19 protein-coding genes and 1 pseudogene are annotated in these 21,615 nt (G+C 36.9%); 17 read left to right on the forward strand and 3 right to left on the reverse strand.

Translation table 11 applies throughout. The features are described from left to right. Positions 1 to 82 precede the first annotated feature (82 nt). From mutS to ABU914_RS07485, 10 genes are all read left to right on the forward strand, one after another. The gene (gene mutS, locus ABU914_RS07440; RefSeq protein ID WP_379669105.1) at positions 83 to 2,668 is read left to right on the forward strand and encodes a DNA mismatch repair protein MutS; all 2,586 of its coding nucleotides are present in this window, start codon (positions 83 to 85) and stop codon (positions 2,666 to 2,668) included. Positions 2,669 to 2,672: 4 nt separating this feature from the next. Continuing rightward, on the forward strand, positions 2,673 to 4,481 hold the full coding sequence (gene mutL, locus ABU914_RS07445) for a DNA mismatch repair endonuclease MutL (RefSeq protein WP_379669106.1): 1,809 nt from the start codon (positions 2,673 to 2,675) through the stop codon (positions 4,479 to 4,481). 4 nt (positions 4,482 to 4,485) lie between these two features. Beyond that, entirely contained in the window at positions 4,486 to 5,424 is a 939-nt protein-coding gene (gene miaA / locus ABU914_RS07450; RefSeq protein ID WP_379669107.1) for a tRNA (adenosine(37)-N6)-dimethylallyltransferase MiaA, read from the forward strand. A 31-nt stretch (positions 5,425 to 5,455) separates the two neighbouring features. Next, positions 5,456 to 5,683: an RNA chaperone Hfq gene (hfq, locus tag ABU914_RS07455; protein ID WP_379669108.1), complete on the forward strand. Its 228-nt coding sequence runs from the start codon at positions 5,456 to 5,458 to the stop codon at positions 5,681 to 5,683. 109 nt (positions 5,684 to 5,792) lie between these two features. Continuing rightward, a complete protein-coding gene (gene spoVK, locus ABU914_RS07460) occupies positions 5,793 to 6,722 on the forward strand; it encodes a stage V sporulation protein K (protein WP_379669109.1) in 930 nt (309 codons plus the stop codon). Positions 6,723 to 6,772: 50 nt separating this feature from the next. Further along, positions 6,773 to 8,005: a GTPase HflX gene (gene hflX, locus ABU914_RS07465; protein ID WP_379669110.1), complete on the forward strand. Its 1,233-nt coding sequence runs from the start codon at positions 6,773 to 6,775 to the stop codon at positions 8,003 to 8,005. A gap of 13 nt (positions 8,006 to 8,018) precedes the next feature. Further along, entirely contained in the window at positions 8,019 to 9,320 is a 1,302-nt protein-coding gene (locus ABU914_RS07470; RefSeq protein WP_379669111.1) for a methionine gamma-lyase family protein, read from the forward strand. Positions 9,321 to 9,563: 243 nt separating this feature from the next. Then, positions 9,564 to 10,175: a transglutaminase-like domain-containing protein gene (locus ABU914_RS07475; RefSeq protein WP_379669112.1), complete on the forward strand. Its 612-nt coding sequence runs from the start codon at positions 9,564 to 9,566 to the stop codon at positions 10,173 to 10,175. A gap of 103 nt (positions 10,176 to 10,278) precedes the next feature. Continuing rightward, on the forward strand, positions 10,279 to 11,121 hold the full coding sequence (locus ABU914_RS07480) for a metallophosphoesterase (protein WP_379669113.1): 843 nt from the start codon (positions 10,279 to 10,281) through the stop codon (positions 11,119 to 11,121). A 92-nt stretch (positions 11,122 to 11,213) separates the two neighbouring features. Continuing rightward, positions 11,214 to 11,384 carry a hypothetical protein gene (locus ABU914_RS07485; RefSeq protein ID WP_379669114.1) on the forward strand — a complete coding sequence of 57 codons (171 nt, stop codon included), beginning with the start codon at positions 11,214 to 11,216 and terminating at the stop codon, positions 11,382 to 11,384. Between the two features lie 6 nt (positions 11,385 to 11,390). On the opposite strand, the gene ABU914_RS07490 is transcribed toward ABU914_RS07485, so the two are convergent. Together ABU914_RS07490 and lexA are read right to left on the reverse strand one after the other, a co-directional pair. After that, complete coding sequence (locus ABU914_RS07490; protein WP_379669115.1) at positions 11,391 to 12,056, reverse strand: helix-turn-helix domain-containing protein; 666 nt, start codon at positions 12,054 to 12,056, stop codon at positions 11,391 to 11,393. A gap of 133 nt (positions 12,057 to 12,189) precedes the next feature. Then, a complete protein-coding gene (gene lexA / locus ABU914_RS07495; RefSeq protein WP_379669116.1) occupies positions 12,190 to 12,804 on the reverse strand; it encodes a transcriptional repressor LexA in 615 nt (204 codons plus the stop codon). A gap of 159 nt (positions 12,805 to 12,963) precedes the next feature. Between lexA and ABU914_RS07500 the strand changes: the two genes are divergently transcribed. The 5 genes from ABU914_RS07500 to ABU914_RS07520 all read left to right on the forward strand — a co-directional run bounded on the left by ABU914_RS07500 (position 12,964) and on the right by ABU914_RS07520 (position 17,048). After that, positions 12,964 to 13,194 carry a DUF896 domain-containing protein gene (locus ABU914_RS07500; RefSeq protein ID WP_379669117.1) on the forward strand — a complete coding sequence of 77 codons (231 nt, stop codon included), beginning with the start codon at positions 12,964 to 12,966 and terminating at the stop codon, positions 13,192 to 13,194. A 33-nt stretch (positions 13,195 to 13,227) separates the two neighbouring features. Continuing rightward, on the forward strand, positions 13,228 to 15,231 hold the full coding sequence (gene tkt, locus ABU914_RS07505) for a transketolase (protein ID WP_379669118.1): 2,004 nt from the start codon (positions 13,228 to 13,230) through the stop codon (positions 15,229 to 15,231). Between the two features lie 140 nt (positions 15,232 to 15,371). Beyond that, positions 15,372 to 15,812, forward strand: a complete 441-nt coding sequence (gene sirA / locus ABU914_RS07510; RefSeq protein WP_379669119.1) for a sporulation inhibitor of replication protein SirA — start codon at positions 15,372 to 15,374, stop codon at positions 15,810 to 15,812. 152 nt (positions 15,813 to 15,964) lie between these two features. Next, positions 15,965 to 16,180 (forward strand): YneF family protein, encoded by a 216-nt coding sequence (locus ABU914_RS07515; protein WP_379669120.1) that lies wholly within the window; start codon positions 15,965 to 15,967, stop codon positions 16,178 to 16,180. Positions 16,181 to 16,238: 58 nt separating this feature from the next. Further along, positions 16,239 to 17,048, forward strand: coding sequence for a M15 family metallopeptidase (locus ABU914_RS07520; RefSeq protein ID WP_379669121.1), 810 nt, complete (start codon positions 16,239 to 16,241; stop codon positions 17,046 to 17,048). A gap of 27 nt (positions 17,049 to 17,075) precedes the next feature. Here ABU914_RS07520 and ABU914_RS07525 read toward each other — a convergent pair whose 3' ends face one another. Then, on the reverse strand, positions 17,076 to 17,501 hold the full coding sequence (locus tag ABU914_RS07525) for a DUF2621 domain-containing protein (protein ID WP_379669122.1): 426 nt from the start codon (positions 17,499 to 17,501) through the stop codon (positions 17,076 to 17,078). Between the two features lie 220 nt (positions 17,502 to 17,721). On the opposite strand from ABU914_RS07525, the gene acnA reads away from it, so the two are divergent. Together acnA and istA are read left to right on the forward strand one after the other, a co-directional pair. Then, positions 17,722 to 20,433, forward strand: a complete 2,712-nt coding sequence (gene acnA, locus ABU914_RS07530; RefSeq protein WP_379669123.1) for an aconitate hydratase AcnA — start codon at positions 17,722 to 17,724, stop codon at positions 20,431 to 20,433. A gap of 356 nt (positions 20,434 to 20,789) precedes the next feature. Beyond that, positions 20,790 to 21,615: pseudogene (gene istA, locus ABU914_RS07540) on the forward strand (IS21 family transposase); the annotation flags it as partial.

Here is a 21,615-nt window from a genome sequence, read left to right on the forward strand (position 1 = left end):
AAATTCAGTTTAGTATGCTATAATAGAGTCATAATTCAACAATGATGACGAACGATAAAGAAACAAGGTGGGGAGAAATACAATGCAGCAATACACCCCGATGATTCAACAATATTTGCGAATTAAGGCACAATACGAAGATGCCTTTTTATTTTTTCGTTTAGGTGATTTTTATGAACTCTTTTTTGAAGATGCAATAAAAGCAGCGAAAGAATTAGAGATCACGTTAACGAAGCGTGAAGGTGGTGCAGATGAACCGATCCCAATGTGCGGTGTTCCGCATCATTCTGCTGAAGTGTATATTTCACAGTTAATCGAAAAAGGATACAAAGTTGCAATTTGTGAACAAATGGAAAATCCACAACAAGCAAAAGGTGTCGTGAAACGCGAAGTTGTACAAGTGATTACACCGGGTACGGTAATGAGTCAAACGATGATGGACGAAAAACAGAATAACTTCATCGCCGCGATAACCTCATTTGGAAAAACAAAGTATGGGATTGCAATTAGTGACCTATCAACAGGGGAAAATTATATTACGCTCGTCAATGATGGGTTTGAAGAGTTAATTCATACACTTTCAGGCATGAATGTGAAAGAAGTTATCGTTGCTCCTAATTTTTCTAATAATGCTCAACAAGAGTTAAAAAAAATCTTTCACGTAGCTATTTCATATGAAGAACATACGTCGATCCGTGAAGAGTTTCAAAACATTACACAAAAATTACATACTGAACATGAGTTAATAACATTTGGAAGACTACTTAACTATTTGTTGCGAACACAGAAACGTACGCTCGCACATTTGCAGCCTGTTGAAATTTTAAAACAGACTGACTATATGAAAATTGACCTTTATTCTAAGAGGAACCTTGAACTAGTTGATACGATTCGAAAGCAAGGAAGAAAAGGGTCATTAGTGTGGCTGTTAGATAAAACAGTAACAGCGATGGGTGGACGTCTTTTAACTAAATGGATTGAAAGACCTTTAATCGATCGTGTGCAGATAGAGAAGCGCCACGAGATGGTTCAATGTTTAACGGAACAATTTATGCTGCGTGAACAATTGAAGGGACTATTAAAAGGTGTTTATGATATTGAAAGATTAGCTGGTAAAATTTCTTACGGAAATGTAAATGCAAAGGATCTTGTACAACTGAAAAAAACTCTTGAAATCTTACCAGACTTTGTTCAATTATGTTATGAATTTCAACATCCTTCGTTTTCACAATTTGCAGAGCGAATGCCGACGACTTCTCAATTATTGGATAAATTAAGTAGAGCACTTCTTGATGATCCAGCAACTTCAATAACGGAAGGTGGAATCATTCGTGATGGGTATAACGCCCAATTGGATGAATATCGTGAAATTAGCGTAAATGGGCGCGAATGGATAAAAAATTTGGAACAGAGAGAGAAGGAAAAAACAGGCATCAAATCTTTGAAAATCGGATTTAATCGTGTGTTTGGCTATTATATTGAAGTGACAAAAGCAAACTTACATTTGCTGGAGGCTGAGCGATATGAGCGAAAGCAAACGCTTGCAAATGCAGAACGATTTATTACTCCAGAATTAAAAGAAATGGAAATGAAAATTTTACACGCTGAAGATCTGCTTGCTGACTTAGAGTACGAACTTTTTTTGCAATTAAGGGAAGAGGTGCAAGAACATATTCCGCATTTGCAGACGATTGCAAAGTTATTAAGTGAAATTGATGTATTGCAAAGTTTTGCAACAGTAAGTGTAGAACATCACTATGTAAAACCGATGTTTAACGAAGTTGGTGACATTTCAATTAGAAATGGAAGACATCCAGTTGTGGAACAAGTGTTAACTGATACGCAGTTTGTTGAAAATGATATTGTTTTAAATGATGAGAAGCAAATGTTACTGATAACGGGTCCGAATATGTCAGGGAAAAGTACGTATATGAGACAGCTTGCTTTAATTGCAATCATGTCTCAAATTGGATGTTTTGTTCCAGCATCGGAAGCAAGTTTGCCGATCTTTGATCAAGTGTTTACGAGAATAGGTGCAGCGGATGATTTAGTGAGCGGACAGAGTACATTTATGGTAGAAATGCTCGAAACTCAGTATGCAGTGACGAACGCAACGAAAGATAGTCTCATTTTACTTGATGAAATTGGAAGAGGGACATCAACGTATGACGGAATGGCGTTAGCACATGCGATTATTGAATATATTCATGATGAAATTGGTGCAAAAACATTATTTTCTACCCATTACCATGAGTTAACAGTTTTAGAAGAACAGCTTCCTCGTTTGCATAACGTTCATGTAAAAGCTGTGGAGGAAAATGGGCAAGTCGTGTTTCTGCATAAAGTTCATGAAGGAGCTGCTGATGAAAGCTATGGAATTCATGTTGCACAATTAGCGAATCTTCCGGAAAAGCTCATTTCAAGAGCAAAATCAATTTTACAACAACTTGAAGAAGAAAATACGATCGATAAATCCAATTTCGTTGTGAATGAGCAGTTATCTTTTTTCAAAGACGAACAAGAAGAAGAAAAAAAGTCACGAACGATTGAGAAAACCATTGTTCGTGAAATCGCTTCGCTTAATCTAGTGAATATGACACCGTTAGAAGCGATCAATGTTTTATATAAATTGCACGAAAAAGTAACGAGGGATGGGGATAAGAGGTGAGCTTATGCCGAACATCATCATTTTAGATGAGCAGTTAGCGAACCAAATAGCAGCTGGTGAAGTCGTTGAGCGTCCCGCATCGATTGTGAAAGAATTAGTTGAAAATGCAATTGATGCAAACAGCACGATGGTAAAAATCGTAGTTGAGGATGGTGGACTTCAATCCATTCAAGTGACTGACAACGGAGACGGAATTTCCGAAGAGGACTGTGAACTTGCATTTGAACGGCACGCAACGAGTAAAATTAAACATGAACGGGACTTATTTTCAATTCGTTCTTTAGGTTTCCGCGGTGAGGCTCTGCCAAGTATCGCCTCTGTGTCAAGAACAGAAGTAAAAACGTGTACAGGTGAAGGACCAGGGACACATATCATTATGGAAGCGGGGGAGCTAAAACATCGTTCCTTAACATCAAGTCGGAAAGGAACAGAAATCAGTGTGAGTCGTTTATTTTTTAATACCCCCGCACGATTAAAATATTTAAAAACGGTCCATACTGAGTTGGGAAATATTACCGATGTCGTTAATCGTTTAGCAATGGCACACCCTAATATTTCTTTTCAGCTTATTCATAACGGAAAACAGATTTTGCATACAGACGGTAAAAATAATTTGTTGCAAGTGATTGCATCGATTTACGGAGTTTCTGTTGCCAAAAACATGGTTGAGATACAAAATCAATCGCTAGACTTTTCGATTTCAGGCTTTACGACAAAACCAGAAGAAACACGAGCGTCTAGAAAATATATGTCTTTGTTTATCAATGGACGGTTCATTCGAAATTATACATTAGCGAATGCGATCGTCGAAGGGTACCATACATTTTTACCGCTCGGTCGCTTCCCAATATCCGTTATACATGTACAAATGGATCCGACGTTAGTTGATATTAACGTTCATCCAGCAAAGTTAGAAGCGAGATTAAGTAAAGAACGAGAACTTGTTGAACTTATGACAAGTACGATTCGAGCAGCGTTACAAAAAACAAATTTAATTCCAGAAGTGAAATTGCGAAACAATGAAAAAGCTCGTACCGAACAAGTATCGCTTCCTTTTCAATTTCAAATGAAAAAGCATGAAAAAGCCGAAATTCAAAATTTGCTTCAAGATGAGTTGTTCCAGAGAAATGATGAAAATAAAACGTCTATAGAGACTGAAAATAAACAACAGTTCATTAAAGAACCATTAGTCGATGAGCAACGAACAGATTTAGAACAAACGGAAGGAGTTGGTATTCCACCTTTATATCCAGTAGGACAAGTTCATGGTACATACATCATTGCTCAAAATGAAGACGGACTTTACTTAATCGATCAGCATGCAGCACAAGAACGCATAAAATATGAATATTTCTTTGAAAAAATGGGTGAAACCCCACGTGATTTACAGGATCTTCTCGTTCCACTTTCGTTCGAATTTAGTATTAAGGAAGCACAAGTCGTGGAAGAAAATCTTTCTTTTTTTCAAAAGTTTGGTATTTATTTTGAGCAATTTGGGGATAAAACGTATATCGTACGCTCCCACCCATCATGGTTTCCAAACGGAAAGGAAGAAGAAACAATTCGAAGTATTGTTGAACTTTTGTTGGAAGAGAAAACGTTTGATATGAAGAAAATACGTGAAGATACTGCGATTATGATGGCATGCAAAAAATCAATTAAGGCGAATCACTATTTACGACAAGACGAGATGGTATCGCTTCTTCAGTCATTAAGACGATGTCGAGAACCTTACACTTGTCCTCATGGTCGCCCTGTGATCATACATTTCTCAACTTATGAGTTGGAAAAAATGTTTAAGAGAGTGATGTGATATCATGAAGGAGCGACTACTCGTCATCGTTGGACCAACTGCAGTTGGAAAAACAGAGATGAGCATTCAATTAGCAAAACGGTTTAACGGTGAAGTTGTCAGTGGAGATTCGATGCAAATTTATCGAGGGTTAAATATTGGAACAGCAAAAATAACTGCTGATGAGATGGAAAATATTCCACATCATATGATTGATATTATAGATCCGCTTGAAAGTTTTTCAGTTACACAGTATCAACGAGAGGCGCGAACGATCATTACAGAGATTAATGAAAGAGGTAAGCTGCCGATTCTCGTTGGCGGCACAGGGCTATACGTACACGCGATTACACATGATTATCAATTTACGAATATTGAATCGGACGAAGCGTTTCGAGAAGAAATGGAAATTTTTGCTGAACAGTACGGAAATGATGCCTTACATAAAAAACTTCAGTACATTGATCTAAAAAGCTATAAATCGATTCATCCGAACAATCGAAGAAGAGTTATTCGAGCGTTAGAAGTAATTAAACGAACGGGAAAACCGTTCTCGAACTTTCAGACGAAACGAGAAAAGTCAATTTATGACGCGGTCTTTATCGGTTTGACGATGGATAGAGAAGTTTTATATGATCGAATTAACACTCGCATCGACAAAATGATTGCAAAAGGATTGTTTAATGAAGCGCGTCATTTGTATGATAATAACTTAAAAGATAGTCAAGCCGCACAAGCAATTGGATATAAAGAACTTTTTTTATATTTTGATGGAGAACTTTCTAAAGAAGAGGCGATTCTTTTATTAAAAAGAAACTCTCGCAGGTATGCAAAAAGACAGTACACATGGTTTAAAAATAAGATGGACATTACATGGTTCGACATGACGAGAGGTAAAAATAAAAAAAAGCTAGAAATCATGAAATATGTTGCAGGAAAGTTAAATTGTTTAGAGAAACATTAATAAAGAGGATTGGAAAAGAGGAGGACTGTAAATGAAGCAGCAAGTCAACATTCAAGATCAATTTCTAAACACACTTCGACGTGAAAATATTTTTGTAACGGTTTATTTAATGAACGGCTTCCAACTTAAAGGGTTAGTGAAAGGATTCGATAGTTTTACAGTGATTTTGGAAGCGGAAGGCAAGCAACAACTCATTTATAAACATGCAATTTCAACATTTGCACCGAGTAAAAATGTTCAATTATCTTTAGAAGGTTAATAAAATGCTCCCATGTTGGGAGCATTTTGACTTTTGTAGGCGTTTGTCACACTTTTTATTTATTACCGTATAATAAGTAGCGTGATGATGAAAAGTGAGGTGACGCTTCATGACTAGCACAACAATAAAAAGAGCGAATGGTCAGATTAATATCGTGCTTAATCAAGAAATTCGAGCGGAAAAACCAACAGTTCTTGATGAAAAAATATTATCGAAGCATTATCCTCTAGAACGAATTCAAAAAGAGCTTCAAGCACTCGTAGGTATGAAAGAGGTAAAACGGCTAATTAATGAAATTTATGCATGGATATATATTAACCAATGCCGTAAAAAAGTCGGTTTGAAGCAAGAAAAACAGGCACTGCATATGTTATTTAAAGGTAATCCAGGCACTGGTAAAACGACAGTGGCACGATTGTTAGCGAAACTTTTCCACGATATGGACGTTTTATCAAAAGGACATTTAATCGAAGTGGAACGTGCAGATTTAGTTGGTGAATATATTGGGCATACGGCACAAAAAACGAGAGAACTTCTGAAAAAAGCGCATGGCGGGATTTTATTTATTGATGAAGCCTATTCATTAGCTAGAGGCGGGGAAAAGGACTTCGGAAAAGAAGCGATCGATACATTAGTGAAAGCAATGGAAGATAACCAGCATGAATTGATTTTAATTTTAGCAGGCTACCCAAAAGAAATGGATTACTTTTTATCGTTAAATCCAGGTATGCCTTCGCGGTTTCCAATTATTATGAACTTTGAAGATTATTCAAATGATGAATTAATCAAAATTGCAAGAAGTATGGCAAGGGAAAGAGACTATATGATGTCAACAGAAGCAGAATTAAAAATAAAGCATCATCTTGAGCGGTATCGAGCTGCGAACAAAAATTCATTTAGCAATGCTCGTTATGTGAGAAATATCATTGAAAAATCAATTCGAAAGCAAGCCGTACGTTTGTTAAAAGGTGAACAGTTTGACCGTCATCAGCTTATGACATTGCTAGCAGTAGACATTCAACTAGAAGATGATGCTTAACTTTGATATGATAAAAGTCAAAATTAAATGTGATGAAAGTAGGTTGTTGATTGGAAGAAAAAGCGATACTTGTTGGATGTGAGCTTCCTGATAATCATGAAAGATTTGCAGAGTCGATGAAAGAACTCGAAGCATTAACGAAAACAGTAAATGGTAAAGTCGTCGAGATGTTTACACAACGGAGGACACGAATTCATTCAGCTCATTATATTGGAAAAGGAAAGTTACAAGAAATTGTAACGTTTCTTAAAGGTGAAGAGATCGACCTTATTATATTTAACGATGAACTATCAGCAGGGCAACTACGAAACTTAACTGATATTCTCAATGTAAAAATTATTGATCGGACGCAACTTATTTTAGATATATTTGCATCCCGTGCACGTTCGAAAGAAGGAAAGTTACAAGTTGAATTGGCCCAACTTAAATATATGCTTCCACGCCTATTAGGAAAAGGTATTGTTTTGTCACGCCTTGGTGGCGGAATTGGAACGAGAGGGCCTGGGGAGACCCAACTGGAGACCGATCGGCGACACATTCGAAGAAGAATTCAAGCAATTGAGTCACATTTAAATAAAATTGTCCAACACCGATCTCGTTATAACGAACGAAGAAAAAAGAACGATGTTTTTCAAGTGACTCTTGTCGGCTATACGAATGCAGGAAAGTCAACGCTTTTTAACCGTCTTACGAGTGGTGATGCTTTTGAAGAAGATAAACTGTTTGCGACCCTTGATCCACTAACGCGAAAGCTTGATGCATATACAAAAATGAATGTATTATTAACCGATACTGTCGGATTCATTCAAGATTTACCAACTGAATTAATTGCGGCGTTTCGCTCAACATTGGAGGAAGTGACTGAAGCGGACCTCATTTTACACGTTATTGATGCTTCTCATGATCATTATATTGAACAAGAAGTAACGGTTAATCAATTACTTCGTGAACTTCAAGCTCATCACATACCAAAAATTAACGTTTACAATAAAAAAGATTTAATTCAACATAGCTTCTTTCCTTCGACATCTGAAGAGTCTATCCTTATTTCTGCATTTTCAGATGAAGATATGAGTCGGCTTATCAATCTAATTAAAGCGAAAATAGATTCTGAACTCGTTCCATATACGTTAGATGTCCCAGTGGAAGACGGTAAAACATTAGCTTTTTTGGAATCCAACACAGTTTTGTCTAATAAAACCTGGCTGGAAGATGAACAAAAGTTTATGATTACTGGATTAGCGCCGAAACATATCGCGCCATTGATTATTAATCATGATTAGAAAGGTGAAATATATGTACAAGCATCTAAAGTATGGACAACAGTTAAAAACATTCGTGGATCGAGCGGAAAAAATGACAGCACCGTTGATGAAACGAATCGATGATATTGCAGAGGAAAATCAATTTAGAGTGCTGCAAGCATTTCGAAACAATCAAGTGAGTGATTATCATTTTACTCCATCTACAGGATATGGGTATGATGATATTGGGAGAGATACCCTAGAACAAGTATACGCTGAAGTTTTCGGGGCAGAAGCTGCAATCGTTCGTTCACAAATGATGTCGGGCACCCATGCAATTGCCCTCGCGTTATATGGTGTGCTACGTCCAGGTGATGAACTACTTTACATAACAGGTGAACCTTATGATACATTGCATGAAGTGATTGGACTACGCGGTCGCAATAACGGTTCGTTGATAGATTTTGGAATTCGTTATAACGATGTGCCGTTAACGGAAGAAGGCGTTGATTACGAAAAAGTGAAAGCTAGTATTAACGAAAATACAAAAGTAATTGGGATTCAACGTTCGAAAGGATATACTAAGAGACCAGCGTTTACAATCGAAGATATAAAAGAAATGACATCATTCGTAAAATCAATCAAAGAAGATGTTATCGTGTTTGTTGATAATTGTTACGGAGAATTTGTAGAAGAGAAAGAACCTTGTCATGTCAACGTTGACTTAATTGCTGGCTCATTGATTAAAAATCCGGGCGGCGGTATCGTAAAAACAGGCGGGTATATCGCTGGACGAAAAGAATTAGTTAACCTATGTGCACAACGATTTTCTGCACCAGGTGTTGGAGCGGAAATTGGTGCGACATTATATAGTTTATTAGAAATGTTTCAAGGATTTTTTCTCGCTCCGTTTATCGTTGCCCAAGCGTTAAAGGGTGCTATTTTTACAAGTGCAATGGTGGAACAATTCGGTTATGAAGCATATCCAAAATGGAATGAAAAAAGGGGCGACCTCGTTCAGTCTGTTCAATTTAAAAATGCAGATGAAATGATAACGTTTTGCCAAGCCATACAATATGCATCTCCAATTAATGCCCATGTGACACCATATCCTAGTGAAATGCCTGGATACGATGACGAAGTTATTATGGCTGCAGGTGCATTTATTCAAGGTTCAAGTATTGAACTATCGGCAGATGGCCCCATTCGTCCTCCGTATATTGCTTATGTACAAGGTGGTCTTACATATAGTCACGTAAAAATTGCAATTTTGCATGCGCTAGATCTGTTAGCACAGAAGGGTTACTTGTCGCCTTTCACCAATGAACAAACAGAAGAAATTGGGAATAGTTGAGTTTGAGTGAGATGAAATGTGATTTTATTTAAAAGTCATATAGTTGCACCCCATCACAAAGAGGGTGCTTTTCTTTATTAAGTTTTGTTGCTTTTTAAAAACTACTATTGAACGAAGCTATGCAGTTCCATCGATCCGGAAAGTGAAGTATTTACGAAAAGAATGCTTTAAGTGAGAACATTGCTGTATAATAATTCTTAAATACTAATATTTATACACAATCATAAAGGAGAGATGCAGTCGATGAAGATGAGATGTGAGTCAGAAGAGTTAAAAGATTATTTACTCGAGTCAGAAGAAATTGACTATTCAAACCCTATTATTAAAGCAACGATAAAGGAACTTTTTAATCCATCTCAAACAGAAGCAGAAAAAGTACATATTGCATTTCAATTTGTTCGTGATGAAATATCTCATTCCTGGGATATCCAATCGCAGAGGGTGACTCGTAAAGCTTCAGAAGTAGTAAAATATAAAATGGGAATTTGCTATGCAAAATCAAATCTATTAGCAGCACTATTACGTTCTGAAGGGATACCCACAGGTTTCTGTTATCAACGTTTAATGTTATTTGATACTTCAGAAAAAGGATATTGTATTCATGCTTTGAATGCTGTCTATTTCCAATCTTATAATAAATGGGTTAGATTAGATGCTCGTGGAAATAAGAAAGGAGTTGATGCCCAATTTTCAATTGATGAAGAAAAAGTAGCTTTTCGCACTAAAACAGAGTTTGATGAAAAGGATTATCCTTTTATTTATGTGAAACCTCATCCAAAAACGATAGCGGTATTAAAGGAGCATACGAATATGTTAGAAGTGTATAAATATCATTTACCAGAAAGGTTAGAGTGATTTTAAAAAAGAATCATAAACACTTCAATTTTTTAATGATAAAATGAAAAAGTATGAATAAGCTTTATTAACTGTTATATGATTGGGGAAAGGTTTATGATAGATGACTAGGTTATTAACATCATTTGTCGTTTTCTTACTATTTGGATTATTTCTTTTTATTAATAATCACTGGATTACTGTGAGTAAGCATGAACTTTATTTTGACAGACTGCCAAACAATTTCTCTGGATTAAAAATTGTACACTTATCAGATTTACATGATGCGAACTTCGGGAAAGGCCAAAGTCGATTAATAAAAAAAATTAAGAATGAGAAACCCGATTTTATTTTTTTTACAGGCGATCTTATTGATAGTAACCGTTATGATTTAAATAAAAGTATACAAGTGATTAATGAATTAGTTGAAATGGCTCCTGTTTATTATGTAACGGGTAATCATGAAATTGCAACAAATGAAGTTGATAAGATTATAAAGTCTTTAAAGTCAAGAGGAGTGACGGTTTTACAAAATGAATCAGAAGTAATACAACGAGGACGTCAAAAAATTGTGATAGGTGGAATCGAAGATCCACTTATGCGTATATCTGAGCAGAAAGCTAAGAAAAAAATTGTAAAATCAAATATAGAACGTACATTTAAGAATGTTAATCATCAATCGATCTTTAAGCTACTATTATCACATCGACCAGAATATTTTAATATATATGCTCAACAGGACGTTGATGCTGTTTTTAGTGGACATGCTCACGGAGGACAAATTAGGATTCCTTTTGTAGGAGGTCTCCTTTCTCCTGGACAAGGTTGGTTTCCAACGTATACATCAGGTGTATATACATCTCGCTCAACAAACATGATTGTTAGCCGTGGACTTGGTAATAGCGTAATTCCGATTCGTGTATTTAATTTACCTGAAATCGTCGTGATTACATTAAAAAGTATATAATTCACAAAATGATTATTTTAACAGTATAGTTGTTTCCGAACGAAATATACTACGGGTAACGAGAAGGAAAGGTAAAAAAGGAGTGAGGAAATTTGGAGAAAGGAAGAAAACGAAAGCTAAAGAAAATTGCCGAAAAAGAGAAGAGCAAGGGGAGGAATCAACCGTTCTTAGACAACGAGAAAAACCAATTAAACGATAATAATCGACAAACAGTCTTATCTGAACAAGTTCGGTATGACAATGCCGACGACCTTTATAAATAACTTTAGTTAACTTTTTTCAGGTTTGAAATGTCCACAATACACCCCGTAAATTTCCACCTCATTAAATGGTACATTAATCGTTCGATAGTTCTTATTGTCACATATGAGAGTGTAGCTAGGGAATTGTGAAGTCCATGTAATGCGGCGAATCGTTCCAGTGTTTTCATTTATTAAACGAACAGCAACAATTTGCCCATTGTATTCAGGGTGATGATATTTTCGGAAAAACACAATATCATCATCATCAATGCTAGAACCTGACATTGAATCACCTTTCATCGTAATCGCAAAATCAGGTTGTGGACTTTTTTTAAAAGGGAAATAGACGTAATCAACGACATCGTTACTATCAAAAGAAGAGATTGATTCAAATACTGGGATTTTTTTGGGGAGATCGTGTAATAGAGTATCTTCCTTTTTTTCTTTGATTTCATCGATGTCGATTAGCCCGGCTTTATTAAGCAAATCATATATATCTAAATTATAGGCAGAAGCAATTTTCCGCAAAGAATTGATCGATGGCACAACTTTTTTGCCTGTTTTTCGGTTAATGCCTAATTCTAAATCGCGTATATAGGAATGACCGAGACCAGTTAATGAAGCCGCCTCTCGTAGTGATAATTTCTTTTCTGTTCTTATAGCTTCTAAAAAAGTACCAAGTTCGTTGCTCATAATGAATCCCCCCAACTGTATTGTATAAAATACAACACAAAGAAGCAAATTTGTATAGCAAACAACACAGAGATAAAGTATGTGTTTTAAACAACACAAAATTAATATAAAAAAAGCTGTTTTATTAACAGCTTCAATCAATTTCCCGATAAACACCGATGACTTTTCCTAATATTGTACAACTTTTTAAGTGTATTGGTTCCATCGTTATGTTTTCTGGTTGGAGTCGTATGTAATCTTTCTCTTTGAAAAATCGTTTTACAGTTGCCTCGTTTTCATCCGTCATTGCAACGACAATCTCGCCGTTGTTTGCGGTCGGTTGTTGTTTTACGAGAACATAGTCTTTGTTATATATGCCAGCATCAATCATACTGTCACCTTCAACAACGAGCATAAAAAGTGATTTATCCGGTGCGAAATTGTTCGAGAGTAAAAAATAATCTTCAATGTTTTCAATCGCTGTGATCGGTTGTCCTGCCGTTACTTTCCCTATAATCGGAACTTTAATACCTTCAGGATTCGTATCGTCCTCACTTTTATCCAAAATTTCAATTGCTCGTGGCTTCGTCGGATCTCGTTTAATAAATCCCTTTTTTTCTAAGCGAGACAAATGACCATGTACAGTTGAGCTTGATGCTAATCCAACTGCTTCTCCAATTTCTCTAACGGAAGGGGGATATCCTTTTGTTTTCACTTCATCTTTAATAAAATCTAAAATGGCTTGTTGTCGTTTTGAAATTTTGACCATAGTGCACCTCGTTTCCTAAAAATTGTTTTGTATAAGTATAACAGAATTAAACAGTTTATACAAACATAAGTTCTAGTATTTTTACTAATGGGAATTTATGTGCTCGTTATGTTAAAATGAAACAAGTTTATCGAGTAATGAAGGGGAGTTGACGGAAATTTGGAATTTGAGTTACGACGAATAAACGAATTAGCTAAAAAAGCAAAAACAAAAGGGTTAACAGCAGCCGAAAAGAAAGAACAAAAAAAACTTCGCGAACATTATTTAAAAAGGTTTCGACAAGCGTTTGAAAAGCAGTTACGTGGGGTTACAGTTATAGATGAAAAAGGAAATGACGTTACCCCTAAAAAAATAAAAACAGCTCAAAGAAATTTACGATATAAACATTAATAAATGATAGATATTAAGAGGAGTAGATAATAGATGGAAAATCAGGTTGAACAGCTTGCAATTAATACGATACGTACATTATCAATTGATGCAATTGAACGTGCGAATTCGGGTCACCCAGGGATGCCGATGGGTGCGGCTCCGATGGCATACACATTGTGGTCGAAAGCGATGAATCATAATCCCGAAAATCCACAATGGATAAACAGGGATCGGTTTGTATTGTCAGCCGGACATGGATCGATGCTATTATATAGTTTGCTTCATTTATTTGGTTATGACGTTACAATGGAAGATTTAAAAAATTTCCGGCAATGGGAAAGTAAAACGCCGGGTCACCCTGAATATCGTTATACGCCTGGTGTTGAAGCGACAACAGGTCCTTTAGGTCAAGGAATCGCAATGGCTGTTGGAATGGCCATGGCAGAACGTCATCTTGCTGCTACATATAACCGAGACAATTTTCCGATTGTCGATCATTATACGTACAGCATTTGTGGTGATGGAGACTTGATGGAAGGTGTTTCTGCTGAAGCTGCGTCTTTAGCAGGTCATCTTAAATTAGGTAGATTAATCGTTTTATACGATTCGAATGACATCTCACTTGATGGAGATTTGCATTTGGCTTTTTCTGAAAACGTAGCGCAACGATTCGAAGCATACGGTTGGCAAGTCATTCGTGTCGAGGATGGTAACGATTTAACTGAAATTGAAAAAGCACTTCACGAAGCAAGAAGCGAGATAAATAAACCGACATTAATTGAAGTAAAAACGACAATCGGTTACGGATCGCCTAATAAAAGCGGAAAATCTGATTCTCATGGAGCGCCACTTGGAAAAGAAGAAACAGCATTAACAAAACAATATTATGGCTGGGGGTATGCAGAATCGTTTTATGTACCGAAGGAAGTTAAGGAGCACTTTAAACGGTTAAAAAATGAAGGCGTTCAAAAAGAAGAACAATGGAACAAGCTGTTTAAAAAATATAAACAAACTTACCCTGAAATTGCAGAGCAGTTTGAAAAAGCGATTAACAATGAAGGAATAGAAAATATTGAACAATACTTACCCGTATTTAAAGAAGGAGAAACATTAGCGACACGTGATGCATCAAGTAAATTTATTAATGCAATTTCAGAACCTGTTCCTCAATTTATTGGTGGCTCTGCAGACTTAGCAAGTTCAAACAAAACATTAATGAAAACTGAAAGTAATTTTTCTTCTGATGATTATACGGGGCGTAACATCTGGTTTGGTGTACGTGAATTTGCGATGGGAGCCGCATTAAATGGAATGGCACTTCATGGTGGATTGAAAGTTTTTGGAGCAACATTTTTCGTTTTCTCTGACTACTTACGTCCTTCCATTCGTCTTGCAGCATTAATGCAACTGCCTATAACGTATGTTTTCACCCATGATAGCATTGCAGTCGGTGAGGATGGACCGACGCATGAGCCAATTGAACAACTTGCATCATTGCGGGCAATGCCTGGTTTATCTGTTATTCGTCCAGCAGACGGTAACGAAACCGTAGCTGCTTGGCGCCTAGCTTTAGAAAGTGTCGACGTTCCGACTGCACTTGTACTCACTCGTCAAGGATTGAAAACGATAAAAGGAACAGAAAAAACCGCATACAAAGGCGTTAAAAAAGGTGCTTACACGATATCCAAAAGCAACCAATTAGAAATTGATGGACTTATTATTGCAACGGGTTCCGAAGTAAACCTCGCAATTGAAGCTCAAAAACAACTTGAACGGGAAGGGGTTTATGTTAATGTAGTGAGTATGCCCTCATGGGATCGGTTTGAAAAACAGCCTGATGAATACAAAAATTCAGTTTTACCACCGACAGTAAAAGCTCGATTGGCTATTGAAATGGGGGCTTCATTAGGATGGAAAAAGTATGTTGGTGAAAAAGGGGAAGTGATGGCGATTGACCGTTTCGGTGCTTCAGCCCCAGGAAATACACTTATTAAAAACTATGGCTTTACAGTTGAGAATGTCGTTGCAAAAGTTAAATCAATCATAAAGAAATAATCGACAATAAATGTGATAAGTCACCTTGAAAAAGGTGGCTTTTTTCGACGAAACTAGTGTTTTCTCTTAACACAATGCGACAATCATTTTTCAGAAAATTTCATATAATGAAGTCAACATTTGTTAGGGGAGGACTTTTTATGAGACGGTATATCATTTATTTATTAGAAACAGACGTTGCAAAAAACTATATCGGCAAAGAGAAAATGTTATATCAGTTATTTTATGAAGCTGAAAATAAAATTTCTCCTTATCAGTCAATCGTGAAAAAGCAAATCAATTACATAACGAGAAAGATAGAGTTAGTTGATTTACACACTACGTTCATGACAGAACTAAAAAATGTATTAAAAAGTTACGAACGAGGAAAGTTGTATGAAGTGCAAATAGATAAGAGTGTGAGCAGGGCCGTACTTATCGTTAAACCAAACTACTTATCCATCTATTCTTACGGATCGTTAGAAGCAGAAGCAGCTTTTTTTGAAGTGTTGCGGAAGATGGAATCAAGTTTTCTTGCAATTGACTTTAAAAATGATAACTATGGATGGCTCAATCCAACGAAACAAATGGAATTAGCGTAGAAAACGTGCAAGAATAGGCTAGATTCCTTCCTTATCTTGTTGTACAATCGTGTAGGGTTATAGTAAAATTACGATAATAATTGTTCAAAAGATGCTTACTTTTATTTAACTTTTTGGACATGGATGTAAGAGAGAGATAAGGAGGGAACGTTATGTGGCTTTACATTTTAGTTGGTACTCTCTGCTTACTAGCAGGAGTAGCGTTAGGTTTTTTTATCGCTCGTAAATATATGATGAATTATTTAAAAAAGAACCCACCGATTAATGAAAATATGCTTCGTGTCATGATGATGCAAATGGGTCAGAAACCGTCGCAAAAGAAAATTAACCAAATGATGAAAGCGATGCAAAGCCAAATGAATAAGTAAGGTCAGCACTCAATTTTGAGTGCTTTATTTTCTTCAAGGATATAAAAGGAGTTTGCATATGAAAAAGATCGTTACGGCTTTGTTAATTGTAATTGTAACCATTAGTTTTGGATGTAGCCAAAATAGTGATCAAGATAACAATAACATAATTAGTGAACAGAAGCAGAACGATATTGAAAACCATAAACAGAAAAATGAACAAATGGATACAATAAGAAGTAGTCGGCTTGCTGAGTCAATTACTGTTGATTCCGATGGAAATAACATAGTCACGAATCCTGATGATCTGTTAGTCGTTTCAAACAAAGAAAGATATTTACCAGACGGTTATGAACCTCAAGATTTGGTCATTCCAAACGTCCCCTTTCCTTTCGAGGAAAAAACTGAGAAAAAGTTCATGCGAAAAGAAGCGGCAAAAGCATTGGAAGAGATGTTCGCTGATGCGAAAGCAAATAATCTTAATCTCTATGCACAATCGGGTTATCGTTCTTATGAAAGACAAAAGACTGTTTTTGCTTCTAATGTGAAACGGCTCGGTGAAGAAGATGCTAAAAGGGTTAGTGCATCTCCAGGTCAAAGTGAACATCAAACAGGCTTAGCAATGGACGTAACAAGCCCAGAAGTCAATTTTAAATTAATTGTTGAATTTGAACAGACACCGGAGGGAAAATGGGTGTTAGAACATGCTCATCACTATGGATTTATCATTCGCTATCCAAAAGGGAAGGAAGCGATAACGGGGTATGACTATGAACCTTGGCATTTACGCTATGTCGGAAAAGAGCACGCAAAATATATAAAAGAAAACGAGCTTACTTTAGAAGAGTATTTATCCGAAAGTACACCCGTTCATAATGAAAAGAGTTAGAACCAGACGATAATACGTCTGGTTCTTTTACGATAACAACTCTCGATATGGTTGGAGATCGATTTGTTTCTCATTTAACTTTTTAATGAGAAATTTATGATCGCGTTTCGGTGTCGCAATAATATAGCCACGGATGATTAAATCTAAACTTAAATGAGTTGCTTTTTCTTTTAGTGCTAATTCACCAATTTTGCCAGCAATTGTCTGTTTTGCAACATCGCGAAACAGTTCAGGAACTGGTTCGACGAGCTCATTTAAAAGCTGTTTTTTTTCGTCTGTCCAAAGGTGGAGCGTGTTTTCGATATAATACTCTTGCCAATCCAAAATTGATTTTCCATCGTCTTTCGGTAGCCTTTTCAAAAACTTGCGAAACATAAAAAATCCACCGATAAACATAATCGTAATTAAAAATACAGACCAAAATATGATGAAGGCCATAAACCAACCTGACATGAGGCATCACCTCGACATGATTTTTCCTATCCAATATTATACGGTTACTTCCATATTAGAGGCAAGTTTAGTAAACGTGATAATAATTACTTATCGATTTTAATAATACACTTATATTTTACTTATTAATGGTTTTTGATGTATGATAATAGTTGGAGATTATGCTACCTTCGACAATTTGATTATTTTCATTTATGATAGAAAATGAGGAGGGGAATTTATGTCGAACAAAGATGTGTACAATGCAAAAAAATCATTTGAATCAAATGGAAAAACGTATCACTATTACGACTTAAATGTTCTAGAAGAAGCAGGAGTAGGTAAAGTTTCTCAACTCCCTTATTCAATTAAAGTGCTTCTTGAATCAGTTCTTCGGCAATATGATGGTAAAGTCATTCAAAAAGAACATGTTGAAAACCTTGCAAAATGGGGTACTGATGAGTTAAAGGAAATCGACGTCCCATTTAAGCCTTCACGAGTCATTTTACAAGACTTTACAGGTGTGCCTGCAGTTGTTGATTTAGCATCCCTTCGTGGAGCTATGGCAGCTATGGGTGGTGATCCTGAACAAATCAATCCGGAAATCCCAGTGGATCTCGTCATTGACCACTCTGTTCAAGTTGATAAATATGCGTCTCAAGAAGCATTAGAATTTAATATGAAGAGAGAATTTGAGCGAAACCAAGAACGTTATAAATTTTTGAAGTGGGCTCAAAATGCATTTGATAATTATCGTGCGGTTCCACCAGCAACAGGAATTGTTCACCAAGTTAACTTAGAATACTTGGCTTCTGTCGTTCAGACATCTGAAGTTGATGGCGAAAATGTAGCCTATCCTGACTCACTCGTCGGTACAGACTCACATACGACAATGATTAATGGTTTAGGAGTACTTGGATGGGGTGTAGGAGGTATTGAAGCAGAGGCAGGAATGCTCGGTCAACCTTCATACTTCCCTGTTCCTGAAGTCATCGGCGTAAAATTAACTGGAACATTGCCAAGTGGAACGAATGCTACAGATTTGGCACTTAAAGTAACACAAGTGTTACGTGAGAAAAATGTTGTCGGTAAGTTCGTCGAATTTTACGGGCCAGCTTTATCTTCAATGCCTTTAGCTGACCGTGCAACAGTATCAAATATGGCACCAGAATATGGAGCAACTTGCGGATTTTTCCCTGTTGATGAAGAAACGCTTGATTATTTACGTTTGACAGGTCGTAGCGAAGAACAAATTAAATTAGTGGAAGATTATTGTAAAGCTAACGGCTTGTTCTATACGGCAGACGCTGAAGAACCTGTCTTTACAGAAACTGTAGAAATTGATCTTTCAACGTTAGAGCCTAGTCTTTCAGGTCCAAAACGTCCGCAAGACTTAATCCCGCTTTCACAAATGAAAAAATCATTTAATGAAGCACTTGTAGCACCACAAGGAAACCATGGATTCGGTCTTGATAAAGATGAGATTAACCGAGAAGTGACTGTGAAATTTACTGACGGTAGCGAAACGGTTATGAAAACAGGCGCAGTAGCGATCGCAGCAATTACAAGCTGTACGAATACGTCAAACCCATCTGTTATGATTGGCGCCGGATTGCTCGCTAAAAAAGCAATTGAAAAAGGTTTGAAAGTACCTTCATACGTTAAAACAAGCTTAGCTCCAGGTTCTAAAGTTGTTACACAGTATTTAAACGATTCTGGACTCACACCATATCTAAATGAACTTGGTTTTGACACAGTTGGATACGGTTGTACTACTTGTATCGGAAACTCTGGACCATTGCTTCCAGAAATCGAACAAGCGATTTCTGAATCTGATTTAACAGTTGCATCTGTTTTATCTGGTAACCGTAACTTTGAGGGAAGAATTCACCCGTTAATTAAAGCAAACTATTTAGCTTCGCCACCGCTCGTTGTCGCGTATGCGTTAGCAGGTTCAGTAAACTTTGATTTACAACATGATTCGTTTGGAAAAGATAAAGATGGGAACGATGTTTATCTAAAAGATATTTGGCCAACTCTTGAAGAAGTAAAAGAAGTCATGGCGCAAACTGTGACACCTGAAATCTTTAGAAAAGAGTATGCTCGTGTCTTTGATAGTAATGAAGAATGGAACAAACTTGAAACAACGTCTGAAGAGCTTTACAACTGGGACGAAGATTCAACATATATTCAAAACCCACCATTTTTCGTTAACTTATCTTCGGATCCTGAAGAAATTAAGCCACTTAGCGGGTTAAGAGTTATTGGTAAGTTCGGTGATTCAGTCACAACTGACCACATCTCACCAGCTGGTGCAATTGCTAAGGATATGCCTGCAGGGCAATATTTAATTGACAAAGGTGTTCGTCCAATTGACTTTAACTCATACGGCTCTCGTCGTGGAAATCATGAAGTGATGATGCGTGGCACGTTTGCAAACATCCGTATTCGTAACCAAGTCGCTTCTGGAACAGAAGGCGGATGGACGACATACTGGCCTACAGGAGAAGTGATGCCGATTTATGACGCGGCTATGAAATATAAAGAAGATAACACTGGGCTCGTTGTTATCGCTGGCGAAGATTACGGTATGGGGAGTTCACGTGACTGGGCTGCGAAAGGTACGAACTTGCTCGGAATCAAGACCGTTATCGCACAGAGTTTCGAACGGATTCACCGTAGCAACCTCGTACTAATGGGTGTACTGCCTTTACAATTTAAACAAGGTGATAGTGCAGAATCACTAGGCTTAACAGGCAAAGAAACATTTGAAGTTCAAATTGACGAAAATGTAAAACCTCGTCAAATTGTAAAAGTTGTTGCAACTGATGAAAACGGAAGTAAAAAAGAGTTTGAAGTCATCGCTCGTTTTGATAGTGAAGTTGAAATTGATTACTATCGTCACGGTGGTATCCTACAAATGGTATTACGTGAAAAGTTAGCATCAAAATAAGAAAGCCCCGAGAGGCTTTCTTTTTTTGTGTGCGCCAGGCATGGCGACTATCTAGGCGGTGAAAGTCCACTGTGGGGGTACACATCAACCAACCACTAGAGAAGCGCAAGATTCTTACCGTGAGGTAAGTGCTGAAGGAAGCGTGTATTAAATATTTTGGCTCGACGAATAGAAATCTGATACGAAGGCTTTATAGGCGGATAAGACTCCACAACAAGTCAAAGTCCAAAAGAAGTGCGGTAACCCTGTTTATGATAACTTAAAAGTGATCCACCATGACAATTGAAAACTGATCCACTCTTGATAGAAAATAACCCTAACGATTCTAGTTAGGGGGATATTCAGGAGTGATTACATTGACAGAAAAACAAACGATTATCCAATTACATCTAGAGGAGATGAGTAAAAGAAAGATTGCCAAAAAGATGAAAAAATCACGGAATACAGTTGCGAAATATATTCAAGAATTTGAGAACAGTAAAGAGGAGGATGTGCGTAACCTTCCGTTTACAGAAGAGATTTTAAAGCCACCCACTTACAAAAAGAGACAAGGCAAAAAACGAGTCTTAACTGAAAACTACGTGGCTATATTAAAGAAAATGAATGGAAACGTAAGCATTACATGGGAAAGCAACAAATGAAAATCGTGGATATGCATGAAAAGCTACTTAAAGATAAGCATGCGATCAGCTATACAACGGTTCGCAATTTTGTGAATGAAGAAGCCGCAAAATCAAAAGAAGTCTTTATTCGGCGACACTCAGAACCAGGATATGAAGTCGAGTTTGATTGGGGTGAAGTCAAGCTAGAGATTGACGGAAAAATAAAAAGCTATTCTCTTGCCGTCTTTACACTGGCTTATAGTAACTATCGTTTCGCAAAACTCTATCAATCGGAATCGCAAGTATGTGTTTTAGATGTGCATTCAAAATTTATTGACGACATACAGTTCGTCCCATCCGTCTTCACATACGATAACATGCGTACGGTTGTTAAAAAGTTCATTGGGACAGAACGAGAGATAACGGATAGTATGAAGCATCTATCCAACTACTACGGCTTTCATATTCGTTTATGCAATCCAAGAAAAGGCAATGAAAAAGGTCATGTAGAGCGAAGTGTTGAGTTTATTAGACGAAAAGCTTTTTCTTCACTACACACGTTCTCAAGTTTACATGAAGC

The sequence above is a fragment of the Pueribacillus sp. YX66 genome (assembly GCF_041725775.1).
GTDB lineage: Bacteria > Bacillota > Bacilli > Bacillales > UBA6769 > Pueribacillus.

What these genes read in the sequence shown, in the direction of transcription:
- mutS (WP_379669105.1), top strand. Translation starts at nt 83, where the DNA reads ATGCAGCAATACACCCCGATGATTCAACAATATTTGCGAATTAAGGCA.
- mutL (WP_379669106.1), top strand. Translation starts at nt 2,673, where the DNA reads ATGCCGAACATCATCATTTTAGATGAGCAGTTAGCGAACCAAATAGCA.
- miaA (WP_379669107.1), top strand. Translation starts at nt 4,486, where the DNA reads ATGAAGGAGCGACTACTCGTCATCGTTGGACCAACTGCAGTTGGAAAA.
- hfq (WP_379669108.1), top strand. Translation starts at nt 5,456, where the DNA reads ATGAAGCAGCAAGTCAACATTCAAGATCAATTTCTAAACACACTTCGA.
- spoVK (WP_379669109.1), top strand. Translation starts at nt 5,793, where the DNA reads ATGACTAGCACAACAATAAAAAGAGCGAATGGTCAGATTAATATCGTG.
- ABU914_RS07470 (WP_379669111.1), top strand. Translation starts at nt 8,019, where the DNA reads ATGTACAAGCATCTAAAGTATGGACAACAGTTAAAAACATTCGTGGAT.
- ABU914_RS07475 (WP_379669112.1), top strand. Translation starts at nt 9,564, where the DNA reads ATGAAGATGAGATGTGAGTCAGAAGAGTTAAAAGATTATTTACTCGAG.
- ABU914_RS07480 (WP_379669113.1), top strand. Translation starts at nt 10,279, where the DNA reads ATGACTAGGTTATTAACATCATTTGTCGTTTTCTTACTATTTGGATTA.
- ABU914_RS07490 (WP_379669115.1), bottom strand. Translation starts at nt 12,056, where the DNA reads ATGAGCAACGAACTTGGTACTTTTTTAGAAGCTATAAGAACAGAAAAG.
- lexA (WP_379669116.1), bottom strand. Translation starts at nt 12,804, where the DNA reads ATGGTCAAAATTTCAAAACGACAACAAGCCATTTTAGATTTTATTAAA.
- tkt (WP_379669118.1), top strand. Translation starts at nt 13,228, where the DNA reads ATGGAAAATCAGGTTGAACAGCTTGCAATTAATACGATACGTACATTA.
- sirA (WP_379669119.1), top strand. Translation starts at nt 15,372, where the DNA reads ATGAGACGGTATATCATTTATTTATTAGAAACAGACGTTGCAAAAAAC.
- ABU914_RS07515 (WP_379669120.1), top strand. Translation starts at nt 15,965, where the DNA reads ATGTGGCTTTACATTTTAGTTGGTACTCTCTGCTTACTAGCAGGAGTA.
- ABU914_RS07520 (WP_379669121.1), top strand. Translation starts at nt 16,239, where the DNA reads ATGAAAAAGATCGTTACGGCTTTGTTAATTGTAATTGTAACCATTAGT.
- ABU914_RS07525 (WP_379669122.1), bottom strand. Translation starts at nt 17,501, where the DNA reads ATGTCAGGTTGGTTTATGGCCTTCATCATATTTTGGTCTGTATTTTTA.
- acnA (WP_379669123.1), top strand. Translation starts at nt 17,722, where the DNA reads ATGTCGAACAAAGATGTGTACAATGCAAAAAAATCATTTGAATCAAAT.